The sequence below is a fragment of the Marinitoga sp. 1197 genome, assembly GCF_001021165.1.
Lineage (GTDB): Bacteria > Thermotogota > Thermotogae > Petrotogales > Petrotogaceae > Marinitoga.
In genome coordinates this window covers 42,878-56,778 of record NZ_AZAY01000045.1, presented here as the reverse complement: position 1 = coordinate 56,778, position 13,901 = coordinate 42,878, and the positions used below count along the sequence as shown (strand labels likewise).

The following is a 13,901-nucleotide window of genomic DNA, read 5'->3' as shown; positions in this document are numbered from 1 at the left end:
TTTCTTTTATCTTTACTCCTTCTTTTTGTCCTTTTTTTTCTTCATTTTCTACTTTATTTTCTACTTTTACTTCTTCTATTAATTCGAAGTCTTTTTTTTCGTTTTTTCCCGCTTTTATCATTTCTTTTATTTCTTTTACTTCTTTTTTTATTCCTTCTGGTAATTCATTTTCTTTTTCTATTAATTCTTTTATTATTTTATTTATCTTTCCTTTTATTTCCTCTGTGTTTTTTACTTTTGTTTCTACCTTCTTATTTTTTATCTCTTCTGTTGCCAATATTTCTTTTATCTTTACTCCTTCTTTTTGTCCTTTTTTTTCTTCATTTTCCACTTTTATTTCTTTTATTAATTTAAAATCTGTTTTTTCGTTTTTTCCCGCTTTTATCATTTCTTTTATTTCTTTTACTTCTTTTTTTATTCTTTCTGGTAATTCCTTTTCTTTTTCTATTAATTCTTTTATTATTTTATTTATCTTTCCTTTTATTTCCTCTGTGTTTTTTACTTTTGTTTCTGTTTTTTTATTTTTCACTCCCTTTGTTGCCGATATTTCCTTTGTTTCTATTCTTTCTTTTTGTCCTTTTTTTTCTTCATTTTCCACTTTTATTTCTTTTATTAATTCGAAGTCTTTTTTTTCATTCTTTCCCGCTTTTATCATTTCTTTTATTTCTTTTACTTCTTTTTTTATTCTTTCTGGCAATCTATTTTCTCTCTCTATTAATTCTTTTATTATTTTATTTCTTTTTTTGGAATTTTTTGAAAAAACAACACTTTCCAGAAAAACTTTTCTGGAAGTTTTTAATTTACCATTATTGAAATTTTTAACATTATTATTTTTTTTCATAAAGTTCACACTGAAAGATTTAAATTTGAAGTTTTTTTGTATAGGTTTTAAGGTTTTCCCTAATGGAATTTTTTTTATTTTATTAGAAGATTTTTTTGGTAAGTAGATTTTTTTTATACTAATTGAAAGTTTCTTTATAAGTATATTATTCTTTTTTTCTAATGTATTATTTTTATTATTAACTATATATTCATTAATATTAAATTTTTTCGAATTCGTGATTTTTTCTATTTTTTTGTTTTGTTCGACATTAACTTTGTCATTAAAAACTTTTGATATTAATAAATTCATTGTCATTTTTTCCCTCCTATTTACTTTTCACCTCCCCTATTTTGGAAATAACATTTGCAGCTTTTGTTGGATTAATTTGGGCTAAAGCCTGTATTATTTCCGCTGCTGTATCAGAAGGTAATATAAGTAAAGCATTTACGATTAAATCAATACTCACTTCATCCCTTGATAAAGCTACTGCTATATTTGCAGGAGTCGAGGAGGCAAACCATTCTGCAAGTTTATTAATTCTATATTTATAATCTTCAAAAACCTTTTTTTCTTCTTCAAATACTTTTTTTTCATTTTCAAATACTTTTTTTGCTTCTTCCAATTTATTTGAATCATTTTGAATTTGAATTGAAAGTTTTTTCAATTCTTCCAATTGATTTTTTATTTGCTCACTTTTCAAATCCAACTCTTTTAATCTTTCATCAATTAATTTTTCTTGTATAATGTATGCATTTCCTACATCTAAATACTCATATTTCACTTTATCTTTAAGAACAGGAACTTTTTGCAGCATATATGCCACAAAACTTTTCCAATCCTTATCTATACTAAGATTTAATATTTTTAATCTATTAAATTCAAAATTAATGTAAACGAGAGAAATTATTATTAAAGTTATAAATGTTGACCAAAAAAATAAGGAAATCAGTCTTTTTAATCTTCCAGATTTTTTTTCTTTATCTTTAGCCACGTTTTTCACTCCTTTTGATTTTTATTCAATGTATAGTATATCAAATTTTTTCAAAATTTTTAAGTTTTTTCATCAATATATGCTATCTTAATAAATACTATAATCTATTATTGTATAAAAAAAAGGGCATAATTGCCCTTTTATCAGAATACAGGACCAAAACCAAATGTCCATTTAAATTTATTATTTGTATCAAATACCCCTTCAAATCGAATTGGACCAATCATTGGTAATGTTAATTTCACACCTATTCCATATGACCATAAATATTCTTTTGTTAAATCCACATTATTTGCATTTCCCATATCAAAAAATAAATATATATCAACGGGGATGTTCTCTCTATTCAATTGATATTGAATTTCTGTATTATTTAATGCCATAATATTTCCTGTTCTGGTTGAAAAATCATATCCCCTAATAGTATACATTCCACCTAAATAATAATCATATAAATCAAAATCATCTTTCACATAACCTAATTTAAACCTATTTGCAAGAGTGAATTTATAATACGTTTTGAAAATTTTATTTTCCATATATCCACCATAATAATATTCACTGGTATTTAGTGTATTCAATCCACCAAATATCTGAACATTGTTATATAGCCCATTATAAGGTCTATATGGATAATCAAGTCGCGAATATGTATATCCGATTCCGCCACTTATTTGTTTTTTTTGTAAAATAGTATTCGAATTAAATTTTGTTTCAGAATAACTAAAATTCATATTTAGATTATTAAAATCATCTATATTATAATTAGGAGATACAGAAAAAGATATTTTATTTGAAACTGTTGCTTCTCCACTTATATTTTCTTGAGGTATTCCAATATTTTCATCATATATTCCATATTGTAGGTTTGTGTTAAATGAAAACTTAGAACCATATAAATTCTTTATTCCATATCCTCCATTAAAAATATACGTGTTGGATAACGGATTAATATTGGTCGAGATGTTAAATGTCTGTCCAAATCCAAGCGGATTAGCCCACTGAAGTTCTATTTGGCCAAGAAATCCCATATACCATGGTGCATTTTCTGGCATTGTATATGTTACTCCTCCAACAAATTTCCCTGGTTTATTTTTCTCGGTAATGTCTATTTTAAAATCCACTTTATCTCTAATTTGATTATAAGGATATATATTAACTTTTTCAAAAAATCCCGTTCCTGATAATGCATAATATGTATCCTGCATATCCTTTGTTTTTATAACTTTACCTGAAGTTAATTTTATTGCTGGTTTTATCAAATAATCTTTTGTTTTCTTCTCTGGATTAACGTTTATAGTTATTTCTCCAACTTTATATTCTATTATTTTATATGTTAATTTTTTTGATTTATACTCTGCATTTATATTGATAAATGGATATCCTAATGTATTATAATAATTTTTTAAATTTTTTAAGCTATTTAATATCTCGATGTTTGTAATTGTTGAATTTTCAGAAATTTTAGATTGTTTCAATTTATCCAAAATTTCAAATTTTTGAATACTCTCATTTCCATCAATATCTATTTCTTTTATCAAAGATGGTTTTTCAAGTATTTTTCTTAAATTTCCGGATAAAACTATTGTTAAATCTCCACCTGGTGTTTTCTCAATATTTATAGGTTTTATAGATATTTTTGTATCTTTAGAAAAATACGGAAGCTGTTGTAATGACTGAAATATTCTTTGAATATCTTCAATTTTAGGATAAGTTTCTTTTACATCTGATCTGAATAAGAAAAATTTATCTTCCCAATCTTTTCTAAAATTAAATCCAAATACCTTTTTTAATTCTTTTTTATCTATTTGTTTTATTTCTCCATCTAATTCTATATCCCATAAATCATATTCTTTTATGACATAAACCAGAGTATTTTTATCTGATTCCATTTTAGAATTTATTTTTGTTGCCTCTAATGTTATTCCATCTGCATTTAATTTTATATTGCTGAATACTTCTATATACATATAACCATTTTTATTATAATATTTCTTTATTTCTTCTAATCCTTTTTTATATTCATTTATATTTAAAGGTTTGTTTTTTTCTGTATATACCTTTGTCGCTATTTTAGATAAATCCAGCAATTTATCTCCTAATACTTTAAATTTAACGTTTGCAACTTCAGGATTCAATTTAAATATAAATTTTAGCTCTTTTTCATCTTCTAAATAATTGTATGAAATAGATGAAAAATACGGATATTTTTTTTGAATATTATCTATAGCCAGTTTTATATCTATATCACCAACTAATGAATTATCTGTTATATCATATTCTGATAATACCTTTTTTAATTCATTTTCAATAAATGATATTTTTCCATTTGTACTTTCAAAGATAACTTTTTCTACTGTCATTAATGAAAAAATATTGATAAAAAGGCTTAAAACTACAAGCAATAGTAACTTTTTTTTCATTTAACTACCTCCCTAATTTCTTTTTCTAACTCCATTATATATTTTTTTATTACAAATAATTCTCTTGGATTTGTTATATCAAAGTTTTCGTTCAAATATTTTGTTTCTATTTTATATCCGTTTTTTAAGAAAAATCTTGTTATTTTCCATGAAAATCCATTACTTCTATTTAGAAGATTTAATAACATTTCTGTTATATTTCCAATTGGTTGACAATCTATGTGTTTTAAATTAAATCCCGCTATAACTGTAGTTCCTTTATTTTTTTTAGAATATATTTTAAAATATCCTCTTGTTATCTCAGCTGAATATTTCAAAAAAGCCAACCCAAGACCAAATTTTTTCTTTCTTTGTTTTTTAGTTGTATAAAATGGATCAAGTGCTTTTTTTATCTCTTCTTCACTCATTCCTTTTCCATTATCCGCTATACAAAATCTAAATATATCTTTTGTTTCAATTATTACTAAATATCCGTTATCTCCTCCAGATTTAATCGCATTCTCACATATATCCAGTATATGATCACTAATAGTTCTCAATGTTGCCAAATAGGTATCACCTTACTTTCATATATAGCTTTTTTAAAATTATGAAAATTCCTTTTATTTGCAATTATTTTACACGATGGTTTTAGTTGATATGGTATATGCGCATCTGTATTAATAATAAATTTCTGGAACCCAAATTTTTTAGCTTTTTCCATTTCTTCTTCTGATTTTATTTCAACAGCATCCAGATTTATGGTTTCCGGTGGAATACCCAGATTTGTTATTAACCCATTATATCTGAAAATATGTGCCGGAATAAATAACGAGTTATATTTTTTAGATAATTTATATATTTTTTCTATAGATAGATTTGTAGCGCTTCCAAAATATGGAGTTTCAATTATTTTTTTAAATTCACCTTTTTCATCACACAAAATCTGATATCCGAATTTTTCCTGATCATAATCTTTTATTATTAAATGTTTTTCTATAATTTCACCAAATTCTTCTGTATCTTCTATGTTTTCAAAATAAACTAAAATATGTACTTCTTCTTTTGTTGTAACTTCTATTCCAGGTATAACTTTTATATCTGTTCTTTTTAAAGTCTCTGAATATAGTCTTATATGCCTTGCTGTATTATGATCTGTTATTGAAATCCAATTAATTCCATTTAAATACTCCAGAAAAATGTCAGGTGTCATTGTTATATCTGCGCATGGAGAAATTACAGTATGTATATGAAAATTTCCATAAAATTCTGCCATTTTATTCCTCTCTTAATTCATTATATATTATTCCTGCAGTTTTAAATATATCGTATTTGCTTTTTAATAGATTTATTTGATTCTCTTTTGCTTTTTCTATAGTTTCTTCTTCATATTCAAATCCTTCTGGTATTATTATTGTGTTTGCTTCAACAATAGAAGCTACTGCTACAATATTCGGATGTGTTTGATGGGTTAACCATATTGAGCAAGCAGGGGCGTTACGCATTATTTCACTGAGCAAATCCCCTATATATCCATTTTTTATTTCAACATTTTCATTAAATATATATACTTTTTCAACATATTCATTTTTTAATATTTTTGACAATTTCATTTTTTCACCCCGTTGTTTTAATCTTTATAGAATAACATTTCAATTATTACTCCTTTTCCTTTTTCTGAAATTATTGTCATTTTATCTGAAAACCTTTTCATATTAGGCAGTCCCATTCCAGCTCCAAAACCCTGAGATCTGACATCCTCAGAAGCTGTAGAAAATCCTTCTTGCATTGCTAATTCAACATTCTCAATTCCTTTTCCATAATCTTTAATTAATAATCTTATATTATCTTCAAAAATCCAACAATATATTTCACCATATGAGTTGGAATGTATAACTACGTTTGCTTCTGCTTCATAGGTTGATATAGAAATCTTTCTAATTAGTTTTTCATCTATACTTTTATTTTTTAAAAAACTTTTTAATTTTGTTGCTCCTATTCCAATTTTCTGTATATCATTATAGTCTATTTCAAATTTAAACGATATTTTTTTATCATCTAATATTTCATCTGTTAATTTAGAGATATATTCCTGATCTAATATTTTTTCTCTTCTGTTATCATGAATATATATAGTCCCAAGTTTTTTAAACAACCACGATATAATATCGTATTTTGTAACTATACCTATAACTTTTTTTTCATCATTTATTACCGGATATCTTCCAAAATTATACTTTTTAGAGATTTGTATAAAATCTGCCAAAGTATCTTCTTCATTTAATACTTTAACCTCTTCCGTCATCCATTTCATCACCGGATCTTTTAAATTACCTTTCTCCAATACATTAATTATATCTTCTATACTTATAATACCTTCTATTTTCAATCCTTTTTTGACAACTGGCAATCCCGATATTTTTTTTATTTTCATTATATTTTTTACCTGTTTTATAGAAGTTTCTGGAGTAACAACAATAACTGGTGAAGTCATTATTTCTCCAATTTTTGTATCAGAAAACATCTCTAGAATTTTTTCCAGTAGTTTACTTTCTTTATTTTTATTTTTCATTTTCATCAGCCTTATCAGTTTCCATTGCGTCTTTTATTCCAGATTCGTGTAATTTTGCGCATGTATAATACATAGAGTAATCTGTTGTTAAAATAGGAATTTCACATTCTTCAATTATTTTTAAAAATTTTTGAGGAATTACTTTTCCTCTAACGAATAAAACAGCACTTGCTTCAATAACTGAAGCAGTTGTCAACGTCTGAGGTGTTGCTAAACCTGTTATTATTAACATGTTTGTTTTTGAAAAAGCCAAAAAATCACTCATTAAGTCTGATGCACCAGCATGGGTTATTTCAATATTTTCATAATTATCAGGCATGTGTAAAAATCTTGCATTTAACATTTTAGCGATTTTTATCAATCTCATATTAATAAATCTCCTCTATATTCAAATTTTAAAAATGCTTCATATGTCCAAGGCAATTTTTCTTTAAATATTTTAGCCAATACTATTGCATATTGTTGTATCTCCCATTGAGCATGGGAATCTGCTCTAAGATTTAAAAAATTCATTAAACTTCGTGTGTTTACCGTCCAATAAAATTGTGTGTATTGTCCAACAGGCAAAACCATTCTTGCCATTTCACGGGAGACACCCATATTCAATAATTTTTTATAATTTTCATATGCTTTATTATAAAAATCTCCTATTATATTTATTGCTTCATCAAATAATTTAGCATCATTTGTTTTTATTGATCCCTGTTTGTTTTTAGTATCCTGTATTCTTATGTGATCCGGAATATAAAATTCTTCTGAATATTTAGTTGTGTACCTACGTGAAATTTCATTATAACTTCCTATTCTATGTCTCATCCACTGCCTTGCAATGAAAATAGGTGTTTTTACATGAAATGTAAAAACCTGATGCTCAAATGGGCTGTGATGCTTATGCTCCATTAAATAGAAAATTAATTTCTTATCTCTATTATTATCAGATAATTCTTTTCCATATGAAACTCTTGCAGCTCTTACCGCTGCTTTATCATCACCAAGTATATCTATTAATTTTATAAATCCTTTATCCAGAACCTTTTTTTCATTCATTATCCTCACCTTCTTTACTAACTTTTAAAAGAAAATCTTTTTCTTTTCTTTCTTTTCTTTTTTCATAATAAATTAAAATGCTTATTGAAATTATAATAAATAATATTATTGGTAAAACATAGTTTAAAAACACTTCTATTTTTACTTCTGTTCTTAAGTCAGAAAGTGCTTTCTTAGCTTCTTCTGATATATTTTCATCCAATGTCACAGCTTTGTTTAAGGCAATTCTTGCCAATGTTTTATATTTTTCTCGATCAACTTTTAACATTGATAACGCCCATTTTGACATTACCCTTGAACTTTCGGATTTATATTTTAATGCTTTTTGATAATAGTTCATTTTCTGAATATTTGTATCTGCATAATCCCCTAATAATTCATATGTTAAAAATAATATTCCCGCATTTCTTGAATTACTAAGAATTCTTTCAGTTAATATTTCTTTTGCAAAATCTTTATTACCAATTTCAAAAAAATATTTTGCAATTAATAATAATATATTTTCTTTGTTTTCAGGTTCTTTTAAATAAATTCTAGCTATTTTTTCAAAAATTTCTTTATCCTCTTTTTCCTTTTTTAATTGACTTGATATTATCAAAAATGTTTCAACTATTTTTTTATTATCCGGAAACTCCAAAACACCTTTTTTTATAATATTATAAGCTTCTTTTTTATCTCCATATATATTGGACTTATATAAAAAATTAGCTTTATAATAAACGGTAAATGGGGCTTCCCCCATTATATTTTCAATATCTTTAATTTTATTTAATATTATTTTAGCCAACTTGGGATCTCCTGTAATTAACCACTGGCTATATTCAAATTCTAAAAGTAAGCTTTTTATTAGCAATGATTCAGGATATCTTATTTTTAATTCCTCAAACCTTTTTATTGGCTCAATTGTAGTTTGATGATTTATAGAAGACATCGTATCAAAAACTTTTTTTTCCACTATATCTAACTCGTTATTATAAGTAACCCTTAATTCATTAGCAGATTTTAAATATCCGCTATATCCCGTTTCTAAATATTTCTTTAAATATCCAAATATTTTTATATTTATTTTGTTATAATTAATCATTTTATCAGAATCAAAGGTTTTTATATAAAATTTTCCTATATCTTCGCTGAATATCGTTGTAATAGATATCATTATAACAATTATTAATATTCTAAATTTTTTCATAACGTTTTTATTCCCCCTGAACATATGCATAAATTTTTATTTCATCATCTATATTCATTAGTTGAACATTACTTAACCCTTTTTCAGGATTTAACATTCTATTATTAATTCTTATAATAACTCCTGGATATAACATTTTTCTTGCAATAACCACTCCCGAACTTTTTGACTCTTCAATTATTTTTTTTAATTTAACTATTTTTTTTCTATTTTCTTCAACTCTACTTTTTATAGTTGTCGCTCTATCTATTAATTTTTTTAAATATAACACTGATTCATTTTTTATTTTCATCTGCTTTATTTTTTTCAATAAAGAATTGATTTGAGGGGTTATAGCTTTTAATTCTGTAGTATCTCTTTTGGTGATTTCAATTAGAGTTGTATATTCTTCAAATAACTTTGGATCAACTCCAACATCTATTTCTGTAGAAACACCCATTGGACTTCCAAGATAATATGCTTCTACTTTATTTAATGCTTTTATATGCCCTCCTAAAATTCTGCTATTATATCCATCCAATATTACTTCTTCTGCAGAAAGAACTTTACAATTAATCATTGCCTTATCTATTTGAATCTTTTCTTCTGCTTCTAAAATAGCATTTTCTGCAAATTTTGCAATTATATTTTTGGCCTTTATATATCCTTTATTTCCACCTTTTATACCATTAACTTTTATAGTTTTTTTAGAAAATACTTTAGCTAGCTCCACTTCTCCATATATTTCAATATCTCCTTCTGCTTCAACGATAAAATCAGGCCTTACTGAACCTGTTATTATAACTTTACCCGGAAATTGTATATTTCCTGTATTAAAATCAACATCTCCTCTAATTTCGTATACCTCTTCTATTTCTATATGTACAGTACTATCTATATCCTTATTTATTCTCAATTCTCCTGATGATGTAGCTATAATATTACCTTCTTCATCTTTTTCAACATTTTTCCCCAACACAACCTTTGCAGGATTTCCTGGAAGACCTGGAATTTCTTCTCCATATACATCTTTCCCAGGCTTTCCTAATTTTGGCGGATGTATAATTCCTATCTTTTCACCTATTTCTACCGTTACAATATTTTTAGCAAATTCTCTGAAATCTATCTTTTCATTATTTTTTATTTCTTTCTTTTCTTTTTCTAATTTATACAATTCAACATAACCTGGTTCTCCTTTTTCAGGCATTGTTGCTTCTGCTACAACTATAGATTCATTGTATGTCGGATTTAGAGCCAAACTTCTTAAAATGTCATATTTTATACCGTGTCTTATTCCAGCTGTTTGAAGAGTTTTTAATAACTCACCATCAGTAGGAATTCTCCCATCATATATTAAAGTCATATATGCTCTAAGTTTATCTTCAGACACCTTTATTTTGGTTATAGCCATTTTTCAGTCCCCCAAATTCTTTTTTAGTACCAATAAATTACCTTCTTCATTTATATCTTTCCACATCATTTCATCAAAAACCTGAGTTATTATATGAACTCCCAGACCATGATCTTTTATATCTTCAAGATCTCTGGATTTTACGCTGGATTTGTCGATTTTCTCACCAAAATCGCGGATATAAACACTAAAAATTTCATTTACGATTTCAAATTTTATAAAAATTTCCTTATTCTCGTCAAACTTGTAAGTATGTTCTATTACATTTGCCACAGCTTCATTTAAAGCAAGTTCCATAAAGAATATTTGCTCTTCTTCGTTATAATCATTTAACTTTAAAAAGTATTTCATTGCTTCTCTAAGAATTTTTATATACTTTGTTCTGCTCATTATTTTTAATTCAATATTTTCTAAATTTTTCATAATATCCCCCTAAACAATTATAATTTTTGATTTCCAGTTTCCTATTTTGTTTCTTCCGTTTTTTATATTAAAATCTTTCGCTATTTCTCTTCGCATTATTATAATCTTTGGTTTTAAATATTTTAATACTTCTATTCCATATTCATAAAGATATCCAGGATATAAATCTTCTGGAATTTTCAGCAAATCTTTATTCATTAATTCTGTAAAATCAAAATCAAGCATTTTGGATAATAGTTTTTTTCTTTTTTCTAAGGATTTTTTTCTGATATTTTCTGCTTCTATTAAGGAATATTCACATCCACAATATTGTTGCCTATATATATTATTTATTTTACAAAATTTTGCTCCTTCTGAAATTGCATTATTTGATCTAAAATTGTTATAATAAAACTTTATGTTGTATCTTTTTTCTAACTCTTTAGCAATATTTTTTATATCTTCATGATTTTTTCTTGGACTGGATAATAAGGTAGTTGAGAATATTTCATATCCATTTTTTTTAGCTTCAATAACTGTTTTCTCCATTCTCATATACATACACTTATAACATCTTTTTTGTTCGTTTTTCACATCAACATTTTCCATAGAATCTAAAAATTCTTTATGGTTATAATCTATTGACTTTTCGTCGAAATTCCACATTCCTTTCAATTTTAAAAAGGCCTCATATCTTCTTTCATATTCTTCAAATGGGTATATATTTGGATTATAAAAAAAAGTTGTATATTCTATATTGTTTTTCTTTAATTTTTTATGAGCTAATACTAAATCTGGAGCACAACAAACATGTAAAAATATTTTCAAAATTCAACAACTCCCTTTATTTGTTTTATTTGAGAACTGTTAATTCCTATTTTTCTTAATTCTTCCAGATTTTCAATTCTTTTTATTTTTCTATAATTTATTATTTTTTTAGCACTCTTTTCTCCAATTCCAGGTAATTTTATTAATTCTTCATATGAAGCTGTATTTAAATTTATTTTCTCAACTGTTCTTAATATATATATATTTTGAGATATATAAAAATATTTCTTTATTTTTTGATATGTTTTCTCCCCAATTCCAGGAACTTTTTTCAAATCTTCAATAGAATTAAAGCCATATTCCTCTTCATATTTTTTTATTTCAGTTGCTTTTTTTATCCCAATTCCAGGAATTTTAACAATTTCATCTATTGTGAAATTCGATAAATCAATTTTTTCATATTTACTATACTGTATATCTCTACTTTCCTCATTATTAAACAAATATATTAATAATGCTATTAAAAAAATAATTATAACTATAATTACTTTATTCATTCTCATTTTCATTTTCCCCAACTAATTCAAAACTTTTTAAAAATCTATCTTTAACACTTAGTCCTGTAAGTTGTAATATTTTCTTTTCATCTATTCTTTTCAAATATTTCTTTGCATTTTCAATTTCTGAAAACAATCCAGAACAAATAGCAAAATAATTTTTACCACTATTTTTAAATCTTCCTCTATATACAAACACCGGCAACCCTGCATTACGTAAAGTCAAAGCCGTAAAAAACGCATCCTCTTCTGTTAAGTACAGTCTCAGTTGAACTGTATAGACCTTTTGTATTCCAAAATTAAATGATTCTGAATAAAAAGAATATAAATTTGTTGCTACTTTTGTTAAAAAATATTTTTTTTCATGTTCTAAAGAATCAATACTTTGAAAAAATGCTTCTTTTTCATTTAATAATTTAATTCCTCCATTTTCCGAATTTTGAAAACTACTTTTTGCTTTTTTTATTAAATAATACATATCTACTTTTTCTTTTTCTATTATACCTTTTGGTTTTATATTAAGAAATTTTTCTATTTCAACAATATTTAAATCTTCATTTAAATTACTTTTTAATTTATTATTTTCAGTTTTTTTAGTATCCGGTACTTTTTTTAATTCATTAATCTTGATTTCAAGATTTCTTATTTTATATTTTAAATATAACGTATATGAGGTAGTTATGGCCAATATTGTTGGAATTATTATTAATAATATGGTAATCACAATCAAAGTCCAATTTTTTTGTTGTCTTCTCATCACAAATATCCACCTCTAAAATATTCCCTTACTTCTTTTAAAATATTTTTTAATTCATCATATGGAATCATATATTCGATAATCTTTCCAGATGATGTAAAAAGAGCAAAATTGTTATTACAATAAAATTCCTTAAAATCTATGTGCTCAATCAATTTATATGGAACATTAAAATTATTTATAATTTCTTTTTCAATTTTTTCAAACGTTTCAAAATCTAAAAAGCCATAATACCATGATATATATAGTTCGATTATAAAACTTATTGCGAAAATTTGAGTATAATTTTTGTTAAACCCGGATTTTTTATTATAAAATAACTTTATTATTGTTTCGCCTGGAAAATTTTTATGTTCATTTTTTATATAATATGTCCATTGTTTTAAAGAATAAAAAATAAAATCTTGTAAATCTATATCTGAAAAATTCATTTTCGAATAATTCAATGCGAGTTTGGAAATTTTTGAATTTAGTATTTTTCCTATTATGTATGGTATAACAAACATATTTTTTACTTCCTGATTAGAGAGTGTTTCAAATAATATAGTATCTATAATTATTTTATTCGGATATCCCTTTTGAATTAAATAATCTTTTTTCCAATTAAAATTTAAAAAAAATTCTCCCTTAATTGGAAGCATTATAGCAGAACTTATTGTAGTCGGAAAAAAATTATACTTTTTAATACCTAAATTTTCAAGAATATATCCAGAAAATTCTAAAACACTATACCCACCAAAAATATTCACAGAATTTATTTCATATTCCGAAAGCTTTAATATTAAGGTCAGATATTTATCTAAACTTTTTAAACTTTCATTTCCAATCAAGGATATTGCATTATTAATATTTAATTTATTTATTAACTCTATTTTCTTGTCAAAAATTATATAATTATTATATTTTTTGTCATTGATATATTTTTTAAAATGATTATAATCAATTATAATTTCAACATTTTGTATATCATCTATTTCAAAAAAAGTTTTTTTCAATTTGGTCA

General features: G+C 24.9%; 16 protein-coding genes. All 16 read right to left on the bottom strand.

Annotated features, from left to right (window positions below):
- The coding region (locus tag X275_RS11575; protein WP_047268600.1) for a hypothetical protein at nucleotides 1-1,138 on the bottom strand (1,138 nt) is incomplete at its 3' end.
- Between the two features lie 10 nt (nucleotides 1,139-1,148).
- Nucleotides 1,149-1,814, bottom strand: coding sequence for a hypothetical protein (locus X275_RS09605; RefSeq protein WP_047268599.1), 666 nt, complete (start codon nucleotides 1,812-1,814; stop codon nucleotides 1,149-1,151).
- A gap of 143 nt (nucleotides 1,815-1,957) precedes the next feature.
- On the bottom strand, nucleotides 1,958-4,237 hold the full coding sequence (locus tag X275_RS09600) for a POTRA domain-containing protein (RefSeq protein WP_047268598.1): 2,280 nt from the start codon (nucleotides 4,235-4,237) through the stop codon (nucleotides 1,958-1,960).
- Entirely contained in the window at nucleotides 4,234-4,785 is a 552-nt protein-coding gene (locus X275_RS09595; RefSeq protein WP_052913839.1) for an ATP-binding protein, read from the bottom strand. The genes X275_RS09600 and X275_RS09595 overlap by 4 nt, the downstream gene beginning before the upstream one ends.
- Nucleotides 4,773-5,492, bottom strand: coding sequence for a PHP domain-containing protein (locus X275_RS09590; protein WP_047268597.1), 720 nt, complete (start codon nucleotides 5,490-5,492; stop codon nucleotides 4,773-4,775). Before X275_RS09590 ends, X275_RS09595 begins: the two co-directional genes overlap by 13 nt.
- 1 nt (nucleotide 5,493) lies before the next feature.
- Nucleotides 5,494-5,829: an iron-sulfur binding hydrogenase gene (locus X275_RS09585; RefSeq protein ID WP_047268596.1), complete on the bottom strand. Its 336-nt coding sequence runs from the start codon at nucleotides 5,827-5,829 to the stop codon at nucleotides 5,494-5,496.
- A gap of 17 nt (nucleotides 5,830-5,846) precedes the next feature.
- Complete coding sequence (locus X275_RS09580) at nucleotides 5,847-6,794, bottom strand: CBS domain-containing protein (RefSeq protein ID WP_231588320.1); 948 nt, start codon at nucleotides 6,792-6,794, stop codon at nucleotides 5,847-5,849.
- Entirely contained in the window at nucleotides 6,778-7,155 is a 378-nt protein-coding gene (locus X275_RS09575) for a DRTGG domain-containing protein (protein WP_047268594.1), read from the bottom strand. Before X275_RS09575 ends, X275_RS09580 begins: the two co-directional genes overlap by 17 nt.
- On the bottom strand, nucleotides 7,152-7,835 hold the full coding sequence (gene thyX / locus X275_RS09570; RefSeq protein ID WP_047268593.1) for an FAD-dependent thymidylate synthase: 684 nt from the start codon (nucleotides 7,833-7,835) through the stop codon (nucleotides 7,152-7,154). Before thyX ends, X275_RS09575 begins: the two co-directional genes overlap by 4 nt.
- Nucleotides 7,828-9,024, bottom strand: coding sequence for a hypothetical protein (locus X275_RS09565; protein WP_047268592.1), 1,197 nt, complete (start codon nucleotides 9,022-9,024; stop codon nucleotides 7,828-7,830). The genes thyX and X275_RS09565 overlap by 8 nt, the downstream gene beginning before the upstream one ends.
- Before the next feature lie 7 nt (nucleotides 9,025-9,031).
- Complete coding sequence (locus tag X275_RS09560; RefSeq protein ID WP_052913837.1) at nucleotides 9,032-10,414, bottom strand: DUF342 domain-containing protein; 1,383 nt, start codon at nucleotides 10,412-10,414, stop codon at nucleotides 9,032-9,034.
- 3 nt (nucleotides 10,415-10,417) lie between these two features.
- Nucleotides 10,418-10,837, bottom strand: a complete 420-nt coding sequence (locus X275_RS09555; RefSeq protein ID WP_047268591.1) for an ATP-binding protein — start codon at nucleotides 10,835-10,837, stop codon at nucleotides 10,418-10,420.
- A 9-nt stretch (nucleotides 10,838-10,846) separates the two neighbouring features.
- Nucleotides 10,847-11,644, bottom strand: coding sequence for an epoxyqueuosine reductase QueH (locus X275_RS09550; RefSeq protein WP_052913834.1), 798 nt, complete (start codon nucleotides 11,642-11,644; stop codon nucleotides 10,847-10,849).
- Entirely contained in the window at nucleotides 11,641-12,147 is a 507-nt protein-coding gene (locus X275_RS09545; protein ID WP_047268590.1) for a ComEA family DNA-binding protein, read from the bottom strand. The genes X275_RS09550 and X275_RS09545 overlap by 4 nt, the downstream gene beginning before the upstream one ends.
- The gene (locus tag X275_RS09540) at nucleotides 12,134-12,898 is read right to left on the bottom strand and encodes a hypothetical protein (protein WP_047268589.1); all 765 of its coding nucleotides are present in this window, start codon (nucleotides 12,896-12,898) and stop codon (nucleotides 12,134-12,136) included. Before X275_RS09540 ends, X275_RS09545 begins: the two co-directional genes overlap by 14 nt.
- On the bottom strand, nucleotides 12,898-13,893 hold the full coding sequence (locus tag X275_RS09535; RefSeq protein ID WP_047268588.1) for a hypothetical protein: 996 nt from the start codon (nucleotides 13,891-13,893) through the stop codon (nucleotides 12,898-12,900). Before X275_RS09535 ends, X275_RS09540 begins: the two co-directional genes overlap by 1 nt.
- Nucleotides 13,894-13,901 lie beyond the last annotated feature (8 nt).